This window comes from Streptomyces hawaiiensis (genome assembly GCF_004803895.1).
Lineage (GTDB): Bacteria > Actinomycetota > Actinomycetes > Streptomycetales > Streptomycetaceae > Streptomyces > Streptomyces hawaiiensis.
The window spans coordinates 6034174-6057714 of sequence record NZ_CP021978.1; the positions used below are offsets into that span (position 1 = coordinate 6034174).

A 23541-nucleotide genomic window follows, 5' to 3' on the forward strand; every position below is an offset into this window, starting at 1 on the left:
CTCCGGCGCCTGCGGCCGGCCCCGGACGGCGCCCCTCCGGCTCACGCGGGTGGGCGGGGTGTTACTGATGCGTGCCCCGGGCGGGGCGGGGGAAACGCCCCGCCGCCGGGGTTTGCGGCCCGCTCCGCGGATCAGGCCTCAACAGGCCTTTTCAGGCCTCACATGGTCTCCCTGCGGAGCCTGAACCAGTAGAACCCGTGGCCCCCGAGGGTCAGCAGGTACGGCAGCTCGCCGATCGCCGGGAAGCGGACCCCGCCGAACAGCTCCACCGGGTGCCGTCCCTCGAAGGCGCTCAGATCCAGCTCCGTGGGCTGCGCGAAGCGCGAGAAGTTGTTGACGCACAGCACCAGGTCGTCCTCGTACTCCCGCAGGAACGCCAGCACGGCGGGGTTCGTCGACGGCAGCTCGGTGTACGAGCCGAGCCCGAAGGCGGGGTTCTGCTTGCGGATCTCGATCATGCGGCGGGTCCAGTGCAGCAGCGACGACGGCGAGGCCATGGACGCCTCGACGCTCGTGACCTGGTAGCCGTAGACCGGGTCCATGATCGTGGGCAGGAACAGCCGCCCCGGATCACACGAGGAGAACCCCGCGTTGCGGTCGGGCGTCCACTGCATCGGCGTGCGCACCGCGTCGCGGTCGCCGAGCCAGATGTTGTCGCCCATGCCGATCTCGTCGCCGTAGTACAGGATCGGCGAGCCCGGCAGCGACAGCAGCAGGGCCGTGAACAGCTCGATCTGGTTGCGGTCGTTGTCCAGCAGGGGGGCGAGCCGCCTGCGGATGCCGATGTTGGCACGCATGCGGGGGTCTTTGGCGTACTCGGCCCACATGTAGTCGCGCTCTTCGTCGGTGACCATCTCGAGCGTCAGCTCGTCGTGGTTGCGCAGGAAGATGCCCCACTGGCAGCCGGACGGGATGGCCGGGGTCTTGGCGAGGATCTCGGAGACCGGGTAGCGGGACTCCCTGCGGACCGCCATGAAGATCCGCGGCATGACCGGGAAGTGGAACGCCATGTGGCACTCGTCGCCGCCGGCGGCGTAGTCGCCGAAGTAGTCGACGACGTCCTCCGGCCACTGGTTGGCCTCCGCCAGCACCACCGTGTCCGGGTACTGCGCGTCGATCTCCTTGCGCACCCGCTTCAGGAAGTCGTGCGTCTCCGGGAGGTTCTCGCAGTTCGTGCCCTCCTGCTGGTACAGGTACGGCACCGCGTCCAGCCGGAACCCGTCGATGCCCAGGTCCAGCCAGAACTTCAGCGCGGAGATCATCTCCTCCTGCACGGCCGGGTTCTCGTAGTTGAGGTCCGGCTGGTGGGAGAAGAAGCGATGCCAGTAGTACTGCTTGCGGACCGGGTCGTAGGTCCAGTTGGAGGCCTCGGTGTCGACGAAGATGATCCGCGCGTCCTGGAACTGCTTGTCGTCGTCGGCCCACACGTAGTAGTCGCCGTAGGGCCCGTCGGGGTCTTTGCGCGACTCCTGGAACCACGGGTGCTGGTCGCTGGTGTGGTTCATGACGAAGTCGATGATCACGCGCATGCCGCGCTGGTGGGCGGCGTCGACGAACTCCACGAAGTCGGCCAGGTCGCCGAACTCCGGCAGCACGGCCGTGTAGTCGGAGACGTCGTAGCCGCCGTCGCGCAGCGGGGACTTGAAGAACGGTGGCAGCCACAGACAGTCGACGCCGAGCCACTGGAGGTAGTCGAGCTTGGACGTGAGGCCCTTGAGGTCGCCGACGCCGTCGCCGTTGCTGTCCTGGAACGAGCGGACGAGCACCTCGTAGAAGACGGCGCGTTTGAACCAGTCGGGATCCCTGTCCCGCGCGGGAGTGTCCTCGAAGGTGTCCGGAACGGGTTCGTTGACGATCATGTTGTGGGTGACCCTCCGATCTCCGGGGTGGACGGTCGCAGGACCGAGAAGACGTGCGCGGGCCTGTGGCCCGGTTCGAGGCGCACATAGTTGGCCCTGCCCCAGTGGTAGGTCTCGCCGGTGAGCTCGTCGCGCACCGGCACCGACTCGTGCCAGTCCAGGCCGAGTTGCGGCATGTCCAACGAGACCGTGGCCTCCTGGGTGTGGTGGGGGTCGAGGTTGGCGACCACCAGAACCGTGTTCGAACCCTTCCGCTTCGAGTAGGCGATCACCGCTTCCTGGTCGGCGTTGTGGAAATGGATGTCACGCAGTTGCTGGAGGGCCGGGTTCTGCCGCCGGATGGTGTTGAGCCGGGTCAGCAGCGGGGTGAGGGTGCGGCCCTCGCGTTCGGCGGTGGTCCAGTCGCGGTGCCTGAGCTGGTACTTCTCCGAGTCCAGGTACTCCTCGCCGCCTTCTTTCAGCGGGGTGTTCTCACACAGCTCGTAGCCGGAGTAGATGCCCCAGGTGGGCGAGAGGGTCGCCGCGAGCACGGCCCGGACCTCGAAGGCGGGCCGGCCGCCGTGCTGGAGGTAGGCGTGCAGGATGTCGGGGGTGTTGGCGAAGAAGTTCGGCCGCATGTAGGACGCGGCCTCACCGGAGAGTTCGGTGAGGTACTCGGTCAGCTCCTGCTTGGTGTTGCGCCAGGTGAAGTACGTGTACGACTGCTGGAAACCGATCTGGGCCAGGGTGTGCATCATCGCCGGCCGCGTGAACGCCTCGGCCAGGAAGATCACATCGGGGTCGGTGCGGTTGACCTCCCCGATGACCCGCTCCCAGAAGACGACCGGCTTGGTGTGCGGGTTGTCCACCCGGAAGATCCGCACCCCCACGTCCATCCAGTGCCGCAGCACCCGCACCGTCTCGGCGATCAGGCCGTCCATGTCGGTGTCGAAGGCGATGGGGTAGATGTCCTGGTACTTCTTCGGCGGGTTCTCCGCATAGGCGATGGTGCCGTCCGGGCGGTGGTGGAACCACTCCGGGTGCTTGTGCACCCAGGGGTGGTCCGGGGAGCACTGCAACGCGAAGTCCAGGGCCACTTCCATGCCCAGCTGACGTGCCCGCTGAACGAACCAGGCGAAGTCCTCCAGCGTGCCCAGATCCGGGTGGACGGCGTCGTGGCCGCCCTCGGGCGAGCCGATCGCCCAGGGCACGCCGACGTCGTCCGGGCCGGGGGAGAGGGTGTTGTTCTTGCCCTTGCGGAAGGTGGTGCCGATGGGGTGGATCGGCGGCAGGTAGACCACGTCGAAGCCCATCGCGGCGATCGCCGGCAGCCGTCGCGCGGCGGTGCGGAACGTGCCGTGGGGCTGCTGCGCGGTGCCCTCCGAACGCGGGAAGAACTCGTACCAGGAGCCGTACAGGGCCCGCTCCCGCTCCACCAGCAGGGGCAGCGGCTCGCTGCTGGTGACCAGATCCCGCAGCGGATGCCGGTCCAGGACCTCGTCCACCTCCGGCGTCAGCGCCGCCGCCAGACGAGCCGCCGCGGGGCGGCCCTCGTCCCGCAGGGCGTCGACGGCGGTGAGGATCACGTCGCGCAGTCCCTCCTCCTCGGGCACACCGGCGGCCGCCCGCTCGTACAGACGCGCGCCCTCCTCCAGGACGACGTCCGTGTCCATGCCCGCCGGGATCTTGATCTCGGCGTGGTGGCGCCAGGTACCGACCGGGTCCCCCCATGCCTCGACGGTGAACGTCCACAGGCCGGGTTCCCCGGCGGTGACCGTGGCGCCCCATCGGTCCGTCCCCGGGGCCAGCTCCCGCAGGGGCGTCCACGGGCCGGGCCGGCCCTCGGGGTCCTTCAGGACGACATTGGCGGCCACCGCGTCGTGCCCCTCCCGGAACACGGTCGCCGAGATATCGAAGGTCTCGCCGGTGACGGCCTTCGCCGGCCGCCGTCCGTGCTGGACCACCGGGCGGACGTCCAGCACGGGTATGCGCCCGACGGCGGTCGTGGCGATCACGGGTGGTGGTGGCGGGGCCGGCGGACCGGCCTCGGCCGGGCGCGCGGGGCGTGCTTCGCCGCCGGGTGCGCGCGCCCCGGTGGTGCGGCGGTTGGGGGGTGCTGGCGAATGGTGCTTGGCGGGCATGACCGCTCCTGTCCGCGTCAACGTGGGTAGGCGGATGTCTGTGGGGAGGTGGGTCCTGCGTGGTGCTCCTGAGAGGGGTACCCGCAGGAGCCTTCCCACCCTATTCGGGTGGGCAATCCGGCACTTTGTTAACTACTCACGCGTATGTCGACACACAAGACCGGCCTCGTCCGCGACGGACGAGGCCGGCCCCCTGGCGTGGCTGCTCCTTCGCCCTACCCGCGCGGCACCCGCAGTAATTTGTCCGGCGAACCTGTGCCCCGGCCGGAGACCTTCCCGGTCGCCGCTCCGGCGGTCAAAGCCCTCCCGACCTGGGCCGGAGTCGATTTCGGATGATCATCCAGATAGAGCGCGGCCGCGCCCGCGGCGTGCGGAGCCGCCATCGAGGTACCCGAATAGATGGCCCGCGCGGTGTCGCTCGCGGCGGAGGCCGAGGTGATGCCGACGCCCGGGGCGAACAGATCGAGCGCCGGACCGTGGTTGGAGAAGGCCGGTTTTGCATCCTTGCGGTCGGTCGCGCCGACCGTGACGGCCTGCTTGACGCTCCCCGGGGAGTACAGGCCGGCCGGCCTGCCGTCGTTGCCCGCGGCGACCGTGTAGGTGACGCCGGAGGCGATGGACGCCCGCACGGCGGCGTCCAGGCGGTCGTTGCGCGGGCCGCCCAGGCTGAGGTTGGCGACCGCGGGCTTCTTCGCGTGCCGGGTCACCCAGTCGATCCCGGCGATCACCCGGGCCGTGGTGCCCCCGCCCGCGGCGTCGAGGACACGCACCGAGACGATCCGGGCCTTCTTGGCGACGCCGTGGGACGTCCCCGCCGCCGTGCCGGCGACGTGTGTGCCGTGGCCGTTGGCGTCCGCGGCGACCCTGTCGTCCCCGACGAAGTCCCAGCCGTGACCCGCCCGGCCGCCGAAGTCCTCGTGGGTGGTCCGGACGCCGGTGTCGATCACGTACACCGTCACCCCCGCGCCGGCCGACCGGGGCCAGGTGTAGCTCCGGTCCAGCGGCGGCTTCGGCTGGTCCACGCGGTCCAGCCCCCAGGACGGCGGGTTCTCCTGGGTGCCGTCGAGCCGCACGCGCGTGTCCTGGACGACCGAGGCGACCCGCGGGTCGGCGGCCAGCCGCCCGGCCCGTCTCTCGTCCGCCCGGACCGCGTAGCCGTTCAGGACCGTGCCGTAGGTGTGGCTGATCTCCACCCCGTACGCTCCGGCGAGGCCCTGTCCGGCCGCCGACCGGGCCTCCGTGCCCTCCTTCAGCGTCACCAGGTAACTTCCGTGCACGGAGCCGGGTGATCCGGCGCCGAGTATCCGCCCCTCCGGTACGGCGTGCGCGGGCAGGGTGATGGCCGAGAACGCCGCGGCACAGACCGCCGCCACCAGGCCCCCCGTCCGGCGCAGCTGCCGCTCGCGCGTCCGAGTCATGGTCCGAGTTCCCCTCCTCGACTCGGCGCACGGCTGCCGCGCGCCGCCGCGAGCGGCGAGCGCGGACCGGTACGCCAGAGGCAGCCTCTCGTGACGCGTGAAGCACCACAAGGACGCCTATGGGGGCGGAATCGGCCATATCCGCGGATGGTGCTGTTCAGGCCGATCGGGGGTCGGGTGGCGGAGCCTCAGCGGCGGAGGCACCGACGCCGGTACTGTCGTAGGAGACGTCGTCGAAGCCCTGCGAAATCCAGCGAACGCGCCGAGGTGGAACCCGTGAAGGCGATCCGTCGATTCACCGTCCGACCCGTTCTCCCCGACCCCCTCAGGCCCCTCAGCGATCTGGCCCGTAACCTGCGCTGGTCGTGGCACGCGGAGACCCGTGACCTGTTCCGGTCCGTCGACCCCGAGCGGTGGGCCGCCTCGGGCGGCGACCCCGTCCGGCTGCTCGGCAGCGTGCCGCCGGCGCGGCTGGCGGAGCTGGCCGGGGACGGCCCGTTCCTGCGCCGCCTCGCCGCGGTCGCGGGCGATCTGCACGACTACACGACCGGCGAGCGCTGGTACCAGACCCAGCCCGAGGAACTGCCCGCGGCGATCGCCTACTTCTCACCCGAGTTCGGCATCACGGCCGCCCTGCCCCAGTACTCCGGCGGCCTCGGCATCCTGGCCGGCGACCACCTCAAGGCGGCCAGCGACCTCGGTGTCCCGCTGATCGGCGTCGGCCTGCTCTACCGGCACGGCTACTTCCGTCAGACCCTGTCCCGGGACGGCTGGCAGCAGGAGCACTACCCCGTCCTCGACCCGAACGAGCTGCCCGTCGTCCAGCTCGAGGAGCCCGACGGCACCCCCGCCCAGGTCGCCCTCGCCCTGCCCGGCGGCAAGCAGCTGCACGCCCGGATCTGGCTGGCGCAGGTCGGCCGGGTCCCGCTGCTGATGCTGGACTCCGACGTCGAGGAGAACGACCTGGGCGAGCGCGGCGTGACCGACCGGCTCTACGGCGGCGGCAGCGAGCACCGGCTGCTCCAGGAGATGCTCCTCGGCATAGGAGGTGTCCGGGCGGTACGGACGTACTGCCGGCTGACCGGTCACCCCGCGCCGGAGGTGTTCCACACCAACGAGGGACACGCTGGGTTCCTCGGCCTGGAGCGCATCGCCGAACTGTGCGCCGAAGGACTGGACTTCGGCTCCGCGCTGGAGTCGGTCCGCGCCGGGACCGTGTTCACCACCCACACCCCCGTCCCGGCCGGCATCGACCGCTTCGACCGGGAGCTGGTAGCCCGCCACTTCGGCCCCGACGCCGAGCTGCCCCGCATCGACGTCGACCGCATCCTGCGGCTCGGCATGGAGAGCTACCCCGGCGGGGAGCCCAACCTGTTCAACATGGCCGTGATGGGCCTGCGCTTGGCCCAGCGCGCCAACGGGGTCTCCCTGCTGCACGGCAACGTCAGCCGCGAGATGTTCTCCGGCCTGTGGCCCGGCTTCGACGCCGACGAGGTGCCGATCACCTCCGTGACCAACGGGGTGCACGCCCCCACCTGGGTCGCCCCCGAGGTGTTCCGGCTCGGCGCCCGGCAGATCGGCGCCCAGCGCGCCGAGGACGCGCTGACCGTCGGCGGCTCGGACCGCTGGGACGCGGTGGCCGACATCCCCGACCAGGACATCTTCGAGCTGCGGCGGGTGCTGCGCGAGCAGCTCGTGACCGAGGTGCGGGAGCGTCTGCGGGCCTCCTGGCGACAGCGCGGCGCCCATACGGCCGAGCTGGGCTGGATCGACGGCGTGCTCGACCCGGACGTCCTGACCATCGGCTTCGCCCGGCGCGTCCCGTCGTACAAGCGCCTGACGCTGATGCTGCGCGACCGGGACCGGCTGATGGACCTGCTGCTGCACCCCGAGCGGCCGGTCCAGATCGTCGTGGCGGGCAAGGCGCACCCGGCGGACGACGGCGGGAAGCGGCTGATCCAGGAGCTGGTGCGGTTCGCGGACGACCCGCGGGTGCGGCACCGGATCGTGTTCCTGCCGGACTACGGCATGGCGATGGCGCAGAAGCTGTACCCCGGCTGCGACATCTGGCTGAACAACCCGCTCAGGCCTCTGGAGGCCTGCGGCACCTCCGGCATGAAGGCGGCGCTCAACGGCTGTCTGAATCTGTCCGTCCTCGACGGCTGGTGGGACGAGTGGTTCCAGCCCGACTTCGGCTGGTCCATCCCCACGGCCGACGGTGCCGGGACCGACCCGGACCACCGCGACGACATAGAGGCCACGGCGCTGTACGACCTGCTGGAGCAGCGGGTGACGCCCCGCTTCTACGAGCGCGGGCGCAGCGGGCTGCCCGACCGGTGGATCGAGATGGTCCGGCACACGCTGAGCCTGCTCGGGCCGAAGGTGCTGGCGGGGCGGATGGTCCGCGAGTACGTGGAGCGGCTCTACGCGCCCGCCGCTCTCTCCCACCGGTCCATGGGCCCGGACACGGCACGCGGGCTCGCCGAGTGGAAGGGGCGGGTACGGGCGGCGTGGCCGGGGGTCACGGTCGACCATGTGGAGACGTCCGCGTCCGAAGCTCTGGCCGAGCTCGGTACGACCCTGGGGCTTCGGGTGCGGGTCGGGCTCGGTGACCTCGGGCCGGATGACGTGGATGTGCAGGTCGTCTCGGGGCGTGTGGACGAGGAGGACCGCATCGCCGACGCGGCGGTCGTTCCGTTGAAGCCGGTGGGGTCACCCGACCAGGACGGGCGCTGGGTCTATGAAGGGCCCTTGTCCCTCGATCGCACCGGGCCTTTTGGGTATACGGTGCGGATCCTTCCCGCGCATCGGCTGTTGGCCTCGAGTGCGGAGTTGGGGCTTGTGGCCGGGCCTTCGGAGGATCTGGTGGCGGCTGCGGGGTTGTTGATGCGGTGAGTCGCCGTCTGCGGGTGTGGGGGGAGGCTGGTTGCGCCCCGCGGCGGAGCCGCACATCGATGCAGCCCCGCGCCCCTCAGGTGTCCCCGCCACCCAGCGTCGCGAGGTTCCGTAGGACGGTGCCGCACCTGCGTGCGTACGCGTGCTGGAATCCCCTGGTCGCGGGGCCGCCCGCCTTCGCGTACCACTTGGCCGCACGGCTGAAGGCGTTCACCGTCAGCCAGACGGTGCCGTCTCCCGTGCGGTCGACCACGAAGGACTCCTCGCCGCTCTCCGGGTGGCCGGGCAACGTGCCGTAGGCCCAGCCGGCGCGGCGGGGTTCCTCCACGGTCCACACCACGCGGCAGGGGGCCTTGATCATGCCGGCGAGGGTGACCGTGACGTCGACGCCGGGGGCGGCGCGGTCCGAGGCCGCGTCGATGCCCACGCCCATCGCCCGGTGCATCTCCCAGGTGAGGACCGCTTCCGAGGCCCGGCGGAAGACCTCCTCGCCCTCGCCGAGGCGGGTGCGTACGTTCATCGCGTGGAAGCCCGGCGGGCAGAAGCCCTGGTCGCGGGTGGCGCCGACATCGGCGTAGGTGAAGTTCTTCGGATCCGGATCAGACACGGTCACCAAGACTAGGGCGGTACCCGGACCCGCCTTCGCTCCGGGTACCGCCCGTGGTCGTGCTTCGGTCAGCCGACGTTGACGGCCGACCAGGCGGAGGCGACCGCCTTGTACTCGGTGCTGGACGCGCCGTACAGCGCCGAGGCCGCGTTCAGGGTCGCCGTGCGGGCCTGCGCGTACTTGGTCGTCGACGTCATGTACGTCGTCAGCGCCTTGTACCAGATCTGCAACGCCTTGGTCCGGCCGATGCCGGCGACCGTGGAGCCGTTGGACGTGGGCGAGTTGTAGGTCACGCCGTTGATCGTCTTCGAGCCGCTGCCCTCGGACAGCAGGTAGAAGAAGTGGTTGGCCGGACCGGAGGAGTAGTGGACGTCCACCCCGCCGAGGCTGGAGGACCAGCTGTCCTTGGACGCGCCGTCCTTGCTGGGCTTGTCCATGTAGCGCAGCGGCGTGCCGTCGCCGTTGATGTCGATCTCCTCGCCGATGAGGTAGTCACCGGCGTCGGAGGAGTTGTTGGCGAAGAACTCCGCGCCCGCGCCGAAGATGTCGCTGGTGGCCTCGTTCAGGCCGCCGGACTCCCCGCTGTAGTTGAGCCCGGCCGTGGCCGAGGTCAGGCCGTGGCTCATCTCGTGGGCGGCCACATCGAGCGAGGTCAGCGGGTTGGTGTTGCCCGAGCCGTCGCCGTAGGTCATGCAGAAGCAGCTGTCGGACCAGAAGGCGTTGACGTAGTTGTTGCCGTAGTGGACGCGCGAGTAGGCGGCCTTGCCGTCGTTGCGGATGCCGCTGCGGCCGAAGGTGCTCTTGTAGAAGTCCCAGGTCACCTGGGCGCCGTAGTGCGCGTCGGCGGCGGCGGTCTCCAGGTTGGAGGGGTTGCCGGTGCCCCAGACGTCGTCGGAACCGGAGAAGAGGGTGCCGGTGCCGGAGGTGCCGCGGTTGAGGTTGTACGTCTTGTGGCCGCCGCGCGTGCCGTCCGTCAGGTTGTAGGACGACCCGGACTTGGTGGTGGTCAGGGTGACCTTGCCGCTGTACGTGGTGTTGCCGGTGCCGGTCTCGATGCCCTGGTACTCGTACAGCTTCTCGCCGGTCGCGGCGTCCGTGATGACGTGCAGCTCGTTCGGCGTGCCGTCCTCCTGGAGGCCGCCGACGACGGTCTCGTAGGCGAGGGTGGGCTTGCCGTCGGCCGCCCAGATCACCTTGCGGGGCGCGGAGTCCGCCTCGGTCTTGGCCGAGCCGGCCCCCTTGGCGAGGGCCACGGCCTGCTTCTCCGCCTTGGCGGCGGTGACCTGGGGCTTGAGCGAGGCGACCTTCAGGGCCGCCTTGGTGGCTCTGGTGACGCCCTTGTCCGCGCCGGACTTCGACTCGTGCACCACGAGGTCGCCGCCGAGGACCGGCAGGCCCGCGTAGGTGCGTTCGTAGCGCGTGTGGACCGAGCCGTCGGCGTCCTTCACGACGTCCTTGACGACCAGCTTCTCCTGGGCGCCGAGGCCTATCTCGTCCGCGGTCCGCGTGGCGTCCGCCTGCTGCTCCTGGATGAGCGCGGTGCGGGCGGGCGCGGAGAGCAGGACGGGGGCGGCGGCGAGGGCCGGCTTGCTCGCGGAGTCCGCGGCCACGCTGCTGCCGGAGGTCAGGCCGGTGGTGAGCAGGGCGCCGGCGGCGACGGCGGTGGCGATGGCCAGCGTGGCGCGCTTTGACGCGCGTAGAAAGAGGTGGACACACAAGCTCCTCGGTGTGGGGGAAGTGCTGTGGTGCTGTGCGGCGTGGGGGAAGAGTGGCACTTGGGGCGCGTACATGTCAGGAGTGGCCGTGATGTTGGCCGGAAATCGCCGACGAGGTGTACCGGCCGGACACGTGGAACGGACGCCGCCCCGGGGGATTCGAACCCACCGGGGCGGCGCCCTGACTTGAGGGCCTACTGGCTACGGGCCTGGCGGCCTACGGGTCGACAGGCCTACGGGAAGGTCAGCTTCCAGCTGTTGATGTAGCCGGTGTCGCGGGCCGCGTTGTCCTGGACCCGCAGCTTCCAGGCGCCGTTGGCCACCTCGGAGGACGCGTTCACCGTGTAGGTGGTGTCGAGGTTGTCCGCGCTTCCGCCGGTGCCGTACCCCTTCAGCGTGTACGCCGTGCCGTCGGGGGCGACCAGCTCCACCTTGAGGTCACCGATGTAGGTGTGGACGATGTTCACCGCGACCTGGAGGTTGGACGGTGCGTTGCCCGTCCGGCCGGAGACGGTGACCGAGGAGGTGACCGCCGCGCCCCGGTCCGGGATCGACACGTCGGCGGCGTTCTCGAAGGACGTGCCGCCGCCGCCTCCGCCGCCGGAGCGGGCGCCGACGTTGATGCCCGCCCACGCGTCCTGGACCGCCTTGTACTCGGCGCTGTCCGTGCCGTAGAGCTCACCGGTGGCCGCGAGGGTGCCGGTGCGGGCGCCCGCGTAGTTGGTGGTCGAGGTGAACTTCGTGGTCAGCGCGCGGAACCAGATCTTCTCCGCCTTGTCCCGGCCGATGCCGGTGACCGGGAGGCCGTCCGAGGTGGGCGAGTCGTACGTGACACCGTTGATGGTCTTGGTGCCGCTGCCCTCGCTCAGCAGGTAGAAGAAGTGGTTCGCCGGGCCGGACGAGTAGTGCACGTCGATCGAGCCGATGCCCGAGTACCAGGCGTCCTTGGACGCGCCGTCCTTGCTCGGCTTGTCCATGTAGCGCAGCGGCGTGCCGTCGCCGTTGATGTCGATCTCCTCGCCGATGAGGTAGTCACCGACGTCGGAGGAGTTCTTCGCGTAGAACTCGACGGTCGAGCCGAAGATGTCGCTGGTGGCCTCGTTCAGGCCGCCGGACTCGCCGGAGTAGTTGAGGCCCGCGGTGTTCGAGGTGAGCCCGTGGGTCATCTCGTGCGCGGCCACGTCGATCGACGTCAGCGGGTTGGCGTTGCCCGAGCCGTCGCCGTAGGTCATGCAGAAGCAGCTGTCCGACCAGAACGCGTTGACGTAGTTGTTGCCGTAGTGGACCCGGGAGTACGCGCCCACGCCGTCGCCGCGGATGCCGGAGCGGCCGTGCACGTTCTTGTAGTAGTCCCAGGTCAGGGCGGCACCGTAGTGCGCGTCGGCGCCCGCGGACTCCAGGTTGGACGGGGTGCCGTTGCCCCAGACGTCGTCCGGGCCGGAGAACAGGGTGCCGGTGCCCGAGGTGCCGCGGTTGAGGTTGTACGTCTTGTGGTTGCCGCGGGCGCCGTCGGTGAGGTTGTACGCCGACCCGGACTGGGTGGTGGTGAGGTCGACCGTGCCGGAGTACACCGTGTTGCCGGTGCCGGTCTCGATCGCCTCCCACTCGTACAGCTTCTCGCCGCTGGTGGCGTCGGTGACCACGTGCAGTTCCTGCGGGGTGCCGTCGTGCTGGAAGCCGCCGACGACCGTCTCGTAGGCCACGACCGGCTTGCCGCTCGCGGCCCAGATCACCTTACGGGGCTCGCGGTTGATGCCGGGGCTCTTGGCCTCGTCCGCCTTGCCCGCGGACAGGGCCTGCTGCCGGGCCTTCGCGGCGGGCACCGCGGCCTTCGTCGTGGCGGGCTTGACGGCGGCGCGACTGGCCTTCACGACGGCCGCGGTGGCGTCCGCCTTCGTGCCCTGGACGACCAGGTCACCGCCGAGGACCGGCAGGCCGTCGTAGGTGCGCTCGTAGCGCGTGTGCACGGTGCCGTCGCGGTCCTTCAGGACGTCACGGACGACCAGCTTCTCCTTGGCGCCGAGGCCCAGGTCCTTCGCGGTCCTGGCCTTGGCGGCGTCGGCCTCGCGGATCAGTGCGGCGCGCTGGGCGGGGGTGAGCTTGACCGACTCCGAGCCGGGGTTCGCCTTGCTCGCGGCCGACGGTGCCTTCTCCGGGGCTGCGGTGGCGGTGCCGCTCTGGACGGCGGCGGCGATCAGCGCGGCGACGCCGGCGAGGGCCACGGCCGCGGTGCGGCGGGGGGTGTGGGGAGTGCGTCTGTGGGAGGTGCCTCTTCGCGAGGAACTGCTTCTCAACACTGACTCCTTCTGCGGGACCGGGGGTCGCCCGGCCTGGGGAGGTGGAGGTGTTGCTGTGGGGTTTCTGTGGAGCAGTCGTGGGAAGCGTGGCAGGCGAGCGCGCTTTCTGTCAGGACCGCGTCAACACAATGGCCGGAAACGGTTCGTTGACCGGAAGTTCATGTTCGTTATGCGGACGCTTCGCGATCCTCGGGCAGGTCCCCGTGCCAGGAGTGCCACAGCGCCGCGTAGGCCCCGTCGGCCGCCACCAGTTCGTCGTGCGTGCCGAGTTCGGTCAGCAGGCCGTCCTCCATCACGGCCACCCGGTCGGCGTCGTGCGCGGTGTGCAGCCGGTGCGCGACGGCGATGACGGTGCGCCCTTCGAGGACGGCGGCCAGGGCCCGCTCGGTGTGCCGGGCGGTCGTCGGGTCGAGCAGCGCGGTCGCCTCGTCGAGGATCAGCGTGTGCGGGTCCGCCAGCACCACCCGGGCCAGGGCGAGTTGCTGGGCCTGCGAGCCGTCGGTACGGCAACCGCCCTGGCCCAGCGGGGTGTCAAGACCCTGCGGCAGCCCCCGCACCCACGCGTCGGCACCCACCACGGCCAGCGCCTCCCACAACTCCTCGTCCCGCGCCGCCGGTTCGGCGATCCGCAGATTGTCGCGGACCGAGCCCAGGAACACATGGTGCTCCTGGGTGACCAGGACGACCTGGCGGCGCAGCCGCTCCGGCCCCAGCGCGACGACCGGCACTCCGCCGACGGTCACCGAGCCGGCGGTCGGCGCGTCGATGCCCGCCATCAGCCGGCTCAGCGTGGTCTTGCCGGCACCGGACGGCCCGACCATGGCCAGCCGCTCCCCGGGCCGCACCGTCAGATCGACGCCACGCAGTACCTCGACGCCCCCGTCGTACGCGTAGCGCACCCCGACGGCATCGATGCGGTCACCGTCCGGATCCGGACACTCGCCCTCACCGGCGGCGCGCGGCGCCCGGGCCAGTCCCTCCACCCGGGCGAACGAGGCGCCGCTGCTCTGCAGTTGCTCGACCCGGACCAGGATCTCGTCCAGCGGATTGCTCAACTGGTGCAGATACAGGGCCGCCGTCACCACCGCCCCCAGACTCATCCCACCCGAGGAGTGCAGCGCACCGCCGATCACCAGCACACCGGCCACGGGCAGGACGTACGACACCTCCACCGCCGGGAAGAACACGCTGCGCAGGTAGAGCGTGTGGAAGCGGCTGCGGCGGGACGTCTCCAGGGCCTCCCGGCTCGCGGCCTTGCGCTGCCTCTCCAGACGGAACGCCTCGACCGTACGGGCACCGGACGCGGTCGCCGCGAGGATCTCCGCGACGTCGGACGTGGCCGCGCCCTCGGCGAGATAGCCGTCCCGGGCCCGGCGCAGGTACCAGCGCAACGCCAGTTGGACCGGGGTCAGTCCGAGCACGCCGACGGCGCCCAGCAGGGGGTCCAGGAGGAACACCGCGCCGATCAGGAACAGGCACTGGACCAGGTTGATGAGCAGGACCGGGCCGGCGTCGCGCAGGGTGTTGCCGACGGTCGTGACGTCCGAGGTGCCGCGGGCGGTGAGGTCGCCGGTGCCGGCGCGTTCCACGACCGACGCGGGCAGGGCGAGGGCACGGTCCACGAACCTCTCCCGGACGCGGGCCAGGGTGCGTTCGCCGAAGCGGTGGCCCACGTAGCGGGCCCAGCGGGCCAGCAGCAACTGGGCGAGGGCGCACAGGAGGAGGGCGAGGGCGAGCCGGTCCACGGCTTCCACGCCGCGGCCTGCCCCTACGTCGTCGATCATCCGGCCCAGCAGCCAGGGTCCCGCCAGACCGGCCAGGGCGGCGAGGGCGTTGAGGCCGAGGACGGTGGTGAAGGCGCGGGTGTCGGCCCGTACGAGGTCCAGCATCGCGCGCCGGACGTCCCGCCGTGCGGCGACGGGCAGGTGGGTGCGGGTCATCCCAGGGCCTCCTCGGGCTCCTCGATGTCCCCGGTTTCCCCGGTTTCCCCGGTGTCCCGCGCGACGACGGTCCGGTAGCCGGGGGTGGTGTCGAGGAGTTCGTGGTGGGTGCCGGTGGCGACGACTTTGCCGTCCTTCAGGAAGTGGACGGTGTCCGTGTGGTCGAGGACCAGCGGGGAGGTGGTGGTGACGACCGTGGTGCGGCCCTGACGTGCCGTGCCGAGCCGGGCCGCGACGGTGGCTTCCGTGTGGGCGTCCAGGGCCGAGGTGGGCTCGATGGCGAGGAGGATCTCCGGGTCGGCGAGAAGGGCCCTTGCCAGGCGGATGCGCTGGCGCTGGCCGCCGGAGAGGTTGCGGGCCTGGGCGCTCATCAAGGAATTCAGGCCGTCGGGGAGGGCCTGGACGATGTCTTCGGCTGCGGCGGTGTGGAGCGCTGTCCGGGTTGCCGGGTGGGGTGACGTGGCGTCCGCGGGTGCGTTGTGGCTTGTCGCGCAGTTCCCCGCGCCCCTTCGGGACGTGCCCGGAGCGCCGATCATCTGGTACAGGGTTCCCGCGAACAGGTCCGCCTCGTGGTCCGCCAGCAGGATGCGGGCCCTGACCTGGTGCAGGGCGATCTCTTCCAGGCGCGTCTCGCCCCACGTCGCGTTCGACGGGGCGTAGCGGGCCAGGCGGTCCGCCACTGCCGTGGCATCGGCGGGGTGTTCCGCCACCAGGGCCGTCAGGCGGCCCGGCCGGATCCGTACGCCCGACTCGGGGTCGTACAGGACCGCGGGTTCGGACGGGGCGTCCCGGGTGCCGGTGTCCGCCATCGGCTCCAGGCGCAGGAAGTGGACGACCCGTCGTGCGCACACCAGGCCGCGGCTGATCTGGTAGCCGCACTCGACCCAGAAGGACACCGGGCCCACCAGGACCGCCACATAGCCGTAGACCGACACCAGCTCGCCCACGGTGATGTGGCCCCGCGCGGCCAGGCGGGCCGCGAGCCAGGTCACCACGGCCAGAAACAGGGTGGGCAGGCCGATGCCGAGGGCCTGGACCCAGCTGGTCACCGCGCCGACCCGGTAGCCCTGTTCGCGCAGCCGCTGGGAGTCCCGGCGGAAGGCGTCCGAGACCAGGTCCTTGCCGCCCAGGCCGGCGAGGACCCGCAGGCCGCCGGCGAGGTCGCCGATGCGGGCGGTCAGCACGCCCTGCCGTTCGCGATACTCCGCCTCCGAACCCTGCAACCGGCCGAGCAGCGGGCCGACCAGCAGGACGATGACCGGGATGCCGAGCAGGACGACCGCGGCGATCAGCGGAGAGACCGAGATCAGCAGGGCCGCGACCACCAGATAGGCCACGACCGCGCCGACCCCGGGGCCGACGACCGTCAGGGACTGGCTGATCGTCTGGACGTCACCCACACCGATCGTGACGACCTCGCCAGCGCCCATCTGCCGCGACAGCGAGGAGCCGAGCCGCACCGCCTGGCCGACGACGACCTTCACCGTGCGGAAGTTGGCGTCCATACGGACCCGGGTCATCGTGCGGTGCCGCATGATGCTCAGCCAGGCGTTGAACGCCCCGACCACGAACAGCGCGCCGCTCCAGAACGCCAGCGCGCCCATGTCGCCGGGCTCCAGGCCGTCGTCGATCGCCCGGGACATCAGGTACGGCGTCGCCGCCAGCAGCACCATCCACACGCTGCCGAACATCGCCCCGGCGGCGCACCGCCCGGGCTGCCGGGTGACCAGCCACCACAGGTAGCGGGCGCCGCCGCGCCGGTCGGGTGTGCCGGGGTCCTCGTACGCGTCGATCATCCGCCCGCCCTCTGCCGCCGCCGTCCTACGCCAGACTGTCCCGCCAGGCCCGGTGCAGATCCGCGAACCTGCCCGTGCCTTCGATGAGTTCGGCCGGTTCGCCGTCCTCCACGATCCGGCCGTGCTCCATCACCAGGACCCGGTCCGCGATCTCGACGGTCGACAGCCGGTGCGCGATGACCACGGCCGTACGGCCCTTCAGCACGGTCGTCATGGCCCGCTGCACCGCACGCTCCCCGGGGATGTCCAGCGAGCTGGTCGCCTCGTCGAGGATCAGCACGGCCGGGTCGGCCAGCAAGGCCCGGGCGAACGCCACCAGTTGCCGCTGCCCGGCGGAGATGCGGCCGCCCCGTTTGCGTACGTCGGTGTCGTAGCCGTCGGGCAGGGCGCTGATGAAGTCGTGCGCGCCGATCTCCTTCGCCGCCTGCTCGATCTCCTCTCGGGTGGCGTCCGGGCGGCCGATCGCGATGTTGTCGGCGACCGTGCCGGAGAACAGGAACGCCTCCTGCGTCACCATGACCACCCCGCGGCGCAGCTCGGGCACGGCCAGGTCGCGCAGGTCGACGCCGTCCAGCAGCACCCGGCCGTCGGAGGGGTCGTAGAACCGGGCCAGCAGCTTGGCCAGCGTCGACTTGCCGGCGCCTGTGGAGCCCACGACCGCGACTGTCTGCCCGGCCGGGAGGGTGAGGTCGAACGTGGGCAGGACCTCGCCGCCGGTGCGGTAGGCGAAGCGGACGCCGTCGAAGACCACTTCGCGGCCGGGGTGTTCGCTCTCGAGCGGCGGGAGCTGCCGGGGAGCGGCCGGCTCGGGGACCGACGGGGTCTGGGCGAGCAGGCCGGCGATCTTCTCCAGGGAGGCCGCCGCCGACTGGTAGGAGTTCAGGAACATCCCGAGCCGGTCGATCGGGTCGTACAGCCGCCGCAGGTACAGCACGGCCGCCGCCAGCACACCGAGGGCCAGTGTGCCGTCCGCGACCCGGTGGGCGCCCCACAGCACGATCGCCGCGACCGCCATGTTGGCGACCAGCCGCGAGCCGGTGACGTAGCGGGCCATTTCCAGCAGCGCGTCGCCGTTGACGCGTTCGTGCCGCCGGTTGAGCACGCCGAAGTCCGCGTCGTTGGCGGCCTCGCGGCGGAAGGCGCGCACGGGCCGGATGCCGTTCATCGTCTCGACGAACTTGACGATGACGGCCGCGATCGCGGTCGACCGTGCCCGGTACACCCGGCCGGCCCGCCGCTGGTACCACCGCACGAGGGCGTAGAGCGGCACCAGGGACGCCACCGCCACGCCCCCGAGGCCCAGGTCGAGCCAGAGCAGCATCGCCGAGATGTAGACGAAGGAGAGGATGACCGTCACGAGTTCCTGGAGGCCCTCGTCCAGCAGTTCGCGCAGCGACTCCACGTCGGCCGTGGAGCGGGAGATGAGCCGGCCCGAGGTGTAGCGCTCGTGGAAGTCGACGCTCAGCGCCTGCGCGTGGCGAAAGATCCGGCCGCGCAGATCGAGCAGCACGTCCTGGCTGACCCGGGCCGCGGCACCGACGAAGGCGAACTGCAGCCCGCCCGCGGCCAGCGCGCACGCCAGGTAGCCGGCACCCACCGCGATCAGCGGCCCGTGGTCCTGCGAGCGGAACGCCGGTACGGCACGGTCGATGGCGTACGCCACGAGCAGCGGGCCCGCCTGCACGACCGCCTGCTGGAGCAGCAGCAGAATCGTCGTGACCGCGACCCGGGCCTTCAGGGGCGCGAGCAGGGAGCGCAGCAGGGCTCCGGTGGCACCCGGCGGCGTGGGCAGGACGTCCCGGTCGAAGGGGTCGCCGGTGGCGGCGGGCAGGTCGCCGGGTCGCCCGTCGGGTTTGTTGCCGGCCGGTGCGCTGGTGGCCGCCGTCATCGTGCGCCCTCCTCTTCCCCTGACATCAGATGCGCGTACTCGGCGTTCGTCCGCAGCAGTTCGTGGTGGGTGCCGACCGCGGCGATCCGGCCCCCGGACAGCAGCGCGACGCGGTCGGCGAGCAGCACGGTCGAGGGGCGGTGCGCCACGATCAGGGCGGTGGTGTCCGCGAGGACCTGCCGCAGGGCGGCCTCCACGGCGGCCTCGGTGTGCACGTCCAGGGCCGACAGCGGGTCGTCCAGGACGAGGAACTCCGGTTGCCCGACGACGGCCCGGGCGAGCGCGAGGCGCTGGCGCTGACCGCCGGAGAGGCTCAGGCCCTGCTCGCCCACCTGGGTGTCCGTCCCCTGGGGCAGGGCGTGCACGAAGTCGGCCTGGGCGACGGCGAGCGCACGCTCCAGGTCGGCCGCGCCGGCGGTGTCCTTCGCCCCCATGAGAACGTTGTCGCCGACCGCGGCCGAGAACAGGGTGGGCTCCTCGAACGCCACGGCGACCTTGGCGCGCAGCGCGTCCCTGGACAGGTCCGTGATGTCGACGCCGTCGAGGGTGATGCGGCCCGAGGTCAGCTCGTAGAGGCGGGGGACGAGCGCGGTGAGGGTGGTCTTGCCGCTGCCGGTGGCGCCGACCAGGGCCATGGACTCGCCCGGGCGGATGTGCAGGTCGATGTGCTGGAGGACGGGCGGGGTGCCGGGCGGGGCGTCGGGGTAGCGGAACCGGACGTCGTGGAAGCGGAGCCCTCTGTCTCCCGGCTGCTTCGCACCGGCACGCGCGCCTGAGGGGGAAGCTCCCTCCACCTCCTCGTCCATCACCTCGAAGTACCGCTCCGTCGCCGTCGCCGCCTCCTGGCTCATCGCCAGCAGGAACCCGATCGACTCCACCGGCCACCGCAGCGCCAGCGCCGTCGACAGGAACGCCACCAGCGTCCCCGCCGACAGGACACCGTCGGCCACCTGGACGACCCCCACCACCAGCGCCGCCCCGATCGCCACCTCCGGCAGCGTCACGATGACGCCCCAGATCGTGGCCAGCAGCCGCGCCTTGCGCAGTTCCGTGCCGCGCAGCGTCCTCGACAGGTCGCGGAACGTCCGTGCCTGGCTCCGGTGGTGGCCGAAGCCCTTGATGATGCGGATGCCCAGCACGCTCTCCTCGACGACCGTCGTCAGGTCGCCGACCTGGTCCTGGGCGCGCCGGGCCAGCAGCGCGTAACGCTTCTCGAAGATCACGCAGGTGACCAGGACGGGCACGGCGGGCCCGAGGATGACCAGCCCCAGCGTCCAGTCCTGAAGCAGCATGATGATCACGCCGACGAGGATCGTCACCCCGTTGACCAGGAGGAACGTCAGCGGGAAGGCGAGGAACATGCGCAGCAGCATCAGGTCCGTCATCCCCCGGGACAGCAGCTGCCCCGAGGCCCACCGGTCGTGGAAGGCCACCGGCAGCCGCTGGAGGTGGCGGTACAGAGCCGCCCGCATCGACGCCTCGACGTGCGAGAGCGGCCGGGCCACCAGCCACCGCCGCAGGCCGAAGAGCAGGGCCTCCGTGAAACCGAGCAGCAGCAGGCACAGCGCGCCGAGCCACACCCCCGCCGGGTCCCGGCCGGCGATCGGCCCGTCCACCATCCACTTCAGGACGAGCGGGATCACCAGGCCCACGCAGGAGGCGAGTATCGCGACGAACGCGGCGCTGAACAGCCGCGCCCGCACGGGCCGCACGTACGGCCACAGGCGCAGCAGCGTACGGACGGCGGAACGGTCCTGGGCGGGGGCGGGTGTCGTGGCCATCAGCAGCGAGCCTACGGATCGCCACTGACACTGCCCACCGAGTTTCCGCCGGACCGGAATCGGTCCTTGGTCCTACGACCTGGGCGTTCGACGGGCCGTACGGCGCACCGGCCGGGTCGTACGGCGCCACCGGCCGCGCTGTACGGCGCCACCGGCAGGTCGTACGGCGTCACCGGCCGGGTCGTACCGCCGCATCAGCCGATCGGCTGATGTCCGTTCGAGCGTGACGGCCGATGTGGCGGGCCCCGCCCCGCCGGGATCCTCCTCGTATGCCGACCGCACCTGTCATCGAAGTCACCGAGCTGCGCAAGAGTTACGCCGGCCGTCTCGCCGTCGACGGTGTCTCCTTCGCCGTGGAGGAGGGCGAGATCTTCGGGATCCTCGGCCCGAACGGCGCCGGGAAGACCACCACCGTCGAATGTGTCGAGGGGCTGCGCGTGCCCGACTCCGGCCGCGTCCGCGTGACCGGCCTCGACCCCGTCGCCGACCACGAACGGGTCGCACTGGTCCTGGGCGCCCAGCTCCAGGAGAGCACGCTCCAGCCGAAACTCACCGTCCGCGAGGCACTGGAGCTGTACAGCACGTTCTATCCCTGCCCCGCCGACTGGCGCCCCCTGGCCGAACGCCTCGGGCTGGAGGAGAAGCTGTCCACCCGGTTCGCCAAGCTCTCCGGCGGTCAGAAGCAGCGCCTGTTCATCGCGCTCGCCCTGATCGGCGACCCCCGGGTCGTGGTCCTCGACGAGCTCACCACCGGCCTCGATCCGCGGGCCCGCCGGGACACCTGGCAGCTCATCGAGGACGTCCGCGCCCGGGGTGTCACCGTGCTGCTCGTCACCCACTTCATGGAGGAGGCGCAGCGGTTGTGCGACCGGATCGCGGTGATCGACCGGGGCCGGGTGGCCGCCCTGGACACCCCGGCCGGGCTGATCCGCCGCTCCGCGGGCGCCACCGTCATCAGCTTCACCCCGTCCGAACCGCTGGACGACCGCGCGCTGAACGACCTCCCCGCCCTGGTGGCGATGGAGAACAAGGACGGCCGGATCACGCTGTCCGGCACGGACGACACGGTCAACGCCGTGCTCTCCCTGCTCGCCCGCCACCACATCACCGCCCACCAGCTCCGCGTCACCGACGCCACGCTGGACGACGCGTTCCTGGACCTGACGGAGGCCTCCGCATGAGCACCGCCCTGATCAACCCGGCTGTGCTGCGCAGCGAGTTCCGGCTCTTCCGCCGCGAGCCGGGCAGTCTCTTCTGGATCCTGCTCTTCCCCAGCCTGCTCCTGGGCATCCTCGGCTCCGTGCCGTCGTTCCGCGAGGCGCAGGACGGGCTCGGCGGGTTGCGGACCGTCGACGTCTACGTGCCCGTGAGCGTCCTGATCGCCCTGGTCATGGCCGGGGTGCAGGCGATGCCGCCGACCATCACCGGCTACCGCGAGAACGGAATCCTGCGCCGGCTGTCCACCACCCCGGTCCGGCCGGTGTCCCTGTTGGCCGCCCAGATGCTGGTGAACGGCCTGGCGGCGCTGACCTCAGCGCTCCTGACGCTCACGGTGGGACGGCTCGCCTTCGATGTACGGCTGCCCGAGCAGCCGGCCGGGTACCTGCTCGCGCTGCTCCTCGCCGTGCTCGCCGCGCTCTCCCTCGGAGCGGTGGTCTCGGCCCGGGCCCGGACGACGAAGATCGCGACGGCGATCGGGACCGCGGTCTTCTTCCCCATGATGTTCTGCGCAGGGGTGTGGGTGCCGGTGCAGGCCATGCCGGACGTGCTGGCCCGCATCGTCGAGTGCACCCCGTTCGGCGCCGCCGCGCGGGCGCTGGACGAGGCGGCCGCGGGCGGCTGGCCGGGGTGGGGGCACCTGTCCGTACTCGCGGCGTGGACGGCGGTGCTCTCGGTGTCCGCCGCCCGCTGGTTCCGGTGGGAATGACCGGAGCCGGGGGAGGGAGCGGGGCCGTGGCCGAGACTGGTGGCATGACGGACCTGGCGGGTGTCGAGCAGCGGTGGGCCGCGTACTTCCGCTGGGGACCGTACGGGATGCTCGCGGCCGGCGCGCTGCTCTCGCTGGCGACGGTGGACGTGGTCGGCATGAGCGCGGCGGAGCGGTACACGGCGCTCGCCCTGACCGGCGCCGCGGTGGTCCTGCAGCTGGCGTGGGGGCGGTGGTCCCGCGAGCGGCCCCTGGCCCCGTCGGCGCCGGGCGCCTGCTACTACTTCGTGCGCTGGGCGCTCGGCTTCGCCCTCAGCTGGTGCAACCCCTTCTTCGCCTTCTACGCCGCCGCCGGTTTCGTCGGCCCCGAGCGGCTGCTGCGGGGGCGCGCCCTCCAACTCGGGCTGCTGGGCACCGCGGTGACGATCGCGGGCTCCCAGTCCGGCGGCATGCCCCCGCGCGGGCCGCTGGCCTGGGCGGTGTTCGGCGGGCTGCTCGGCATCCACATCGCACTCATCGTCGTGTTCGGCCGGCTGGCCGCGCGCGAGGAGGAACGCACCCGCATCCAGACCGGCACCATCAGCGAACTGGAGCGCACCAACGCGGCGTTGCAGCAGGCCCTCGACGAGAACGCGGCCCTGCACGCCCAGCTCCTGGTACAGGCGAGGGAGGCCGGGGTCGCCGACGAGCGCCGCCGGCTGGCCGCCGAGATCCACGACACCATCGCCCAGGGGCTGGCCGGCATCATCGCCCAGCTCCAGGTCGTGGCGAACACCCCCGACCCGGACCTGGCCCGGCAGCACGCGGCCCGGGCGACGGACCTGGCCCGCCACAGCCTCGGCGAGGCCCGCCGCTCCGTGCACAACCTCGCCCCCGTCGCCCTCGCGCACGGCGGCCTGCCCGAGGCCCTGGAGAAGACCGCGTCGCAATGGTCCGAACGCACCGGCGTGCACGTGCGGTTCACCGTCACGGGCACGGTCGAGCAGCTCCACGACGAGGTCGCGGCCACCCTGCTGCGCATCGCCCAGGAGGCCCTGTCCAACACCGCACGGCACGCGCACGCCACCCGCGTCGGCGTCACCCTGTCCTTCATGGGCGACGAGGTCACCCTGGACATCCGTGACGACGGCCGCGGCTTCGACCGGACCGCCGTACGGGAACGCACCAGCACCGGCGGTTTCGGCCTGCCCGGCATGCGCGCCCGCGCCGAACGCATCGCCGGCTCCCTCACCGTCGAGTCCGAACCGGGCCACGGTACGGCGGTGTCGGCTCGCGTACCGTTGGTCCGCCATGACTGA

Annotated in this window: 14 protein-coding genes; 4 read left to right on the top strand and 10 right to left on the bottom strand. The window is 71.6% G+C overall.

Annotated elements, in window-relative coordinates:
• Nucleotides 1-158: 158 nt before the first annotated feature.
• The 3 genes from treS to CEB94_RS28060 all read right to left on the bottom strand — a co-directional run bounded on the left by treS (nt 159) and on the right by CEB94_RS28060 (nt 5397).
• A complete protein-coding gene (gene treS / locus CEB94_RS28050) occupies nt 159-1859 on the bottom strand; it encodes a maltose alpha-D-glucosyltransferase (RefSeq protein WP_175434823.1) in 1701 nt (566 codons plus the stop codon).
• Nucleotides 1856-3979, bottom strand: coding sequence for an alpha-1,4-glucan--maltose-1-phosphate maltosyltransferase (locus CEB94_RS28055; protein ID WP_246111935.1), 2124 nt, complete (start codon nt 3977-3979; stop codon nt 1856-1858). The genes treS and CEB94_RS28055 overlap by 4 nt, the downstream gene beginning before the upstream one ends.
• Nucleotides 3980-4194: 215 nt before the next feature.
• The gene (locus CEB94_RS28060) at nt 4195-5397 is read right to left on the bottom strand and encodes a S8 family peptidase (protein WP_175434824.1); all 1203 of its coding nucleotides are present in this window, start codon (nt 5395-5397) and stop codon (nt 4195-4197) included.
• 276 nt (nt 5398-5673) lie between these two features.
• Between CEB94_RS28060 and CEB94_RS28065 the strand changes: the two genes are divergently transcribed.
• Nucleotides 5674-8292: a glycosyltransferase family 1 protein gene (locus CEB94_RS28065; protein WP_175434825.1), complete on the top strand. Its 2619-nt coding sequence runs from the start codon at nt 5674-5676 to the stop codon at nt 8290-8292.
• A gap of 76 nt (nt 8293-8368) precedes the next feature.
• Here the strand turns inward: CEB94_RS28065 and CEB94_RS28070 are convergent, their stop codons facing one another.
• The 7 genes from CEB94_RS28070 to CEB94_RS28100 all read right to left on the bottom strand — a co-directional run bounded on the left by CEB94_RS28070 (nt 8369) and on the right by CEB94_RS28100 (nt 20316).
• Nucleotides 8369-8905, bottom strand: a complete 537-nt coding sequence (locus CEB94_RS28070) for a DUF1990 domain-containing protein (RefSeq protein WP_175437197.1) — start codon at nt 8903-8905, stop codon at nt 8369-8371.
• A 62-nt stretch (nt 8906-8967) separates the two neighbouring features.
• Nucleotides 8968-10689: a M4 family metallopeptidase gene (locus tag CEB94_RS28075; RefSeq protein WP_425472497.1), complete on the bottom strand. Its 1722-nt coding sequence runs from the start codon at nt 10687-10689 to the stop codon at nt 8968-8970.
• 158 nt (nt 10690-10847) lie between these two features.
• Entirely contained in the window at nt 10848-12908 is a 2061-nt protein-coding gene (locus CEB94_RS28080; RefSeq protein WP_175434827.1) for a M4 family metallopeptidase, read from the bottom strand.
• Nucleotides 12909-13078: 170 nt separating this feature from the next.
• Nucleotides 13079-14851, bottom strand: a complete 1773-nt coding sequence (locus CEB94_RS28085) for an ABC transporter ATP-binding protein (RefSeq protein WP_175434828.1) — start codon at nt 14849-14851, stop codon at nt 13079-13081.
• Nucleotides 14848-16647 (bottom strand): ABC transporter transmembrane domain-containing protein, encoded by a 1800-nt coding sequence (locus CEB94_RS28090; protein ID WP_175434829.1) that lies wholly within the window; start codon nt 16645-16647, stop codon nt 14848-14850. Before CEB94_RS28090 ends, CEB94_RS28085 begins: the two co-directional genes overlap by 4 nt.
• Nucleotides 16648-16672: 25 nt before the next feature.
• Entirely contained in the window at nt 16673-18535 is a 1863-nt protein-coding gene (locus CEB94_RS28095; RefSeq protein WP_175434830.1) for an ABC transporter ATP-binding protein, read from the bottom strand.
• Nucleotides 18532-20316, bottom strand: coding sequence for an ABC transporter ATP-binding protein (locus CEB94_RS28100; protein ID WP_175434831.1), 1785 nt, complete (start codon nt 20314-20316; stop codon nt 18532-18534). Before CEB94_RS28100 ends, CEB94_RS28095 begins: the two co-directional genes overlap by 4 nt.
• 269 nt (nt 20317-20585) lie before the next feature.
• Between CEB94_RS28100 and CEB94_RS28105 the strand changes: the two genes are divergently transcribed.
• The 3 genes from CEB94_RS28105 to CEB94_RS28115 are packed head-to-tail and all read left to right on the top strand — an operon-like array spanning nt 20586 to nt 23541.
• On the top strand, nt 20586-21497 hold the full coding sequence (locus tag CEB94_RS28105; protein ID WP_175434832.1) for an ABC transporter ATP-binding protein: 912 nt from the start codon (nt 20586-20588) through the stop codon (nt 21495-21497).
• Nucleotides 21494-22243: an ABC transporter permease gene (locus CEB94_RS28110; RefSeq protein WP_175434833.1), complete on the top strand. Its 750-nt coding sequence runs from the start codon at nt 21494-21496 to the stop codon at nt 22241-22243. The genes CEB94_RS28105 and CEB94_RS28110 overlap by 4 nt, the downstream gene beginning before the upstream one ends.
• A 44-nt stretch (nt 22244-22287) precedes the next feature.
• Nucleotides 22288-23541, top strand: a complete 1254-nt coding sequence (locus CEB94_RS28115) for a sensor histidine kinase (RefSeq protein ID WP_246112196.1) — start codon at nt 22288-22290, stop codon at nt 23539-23541.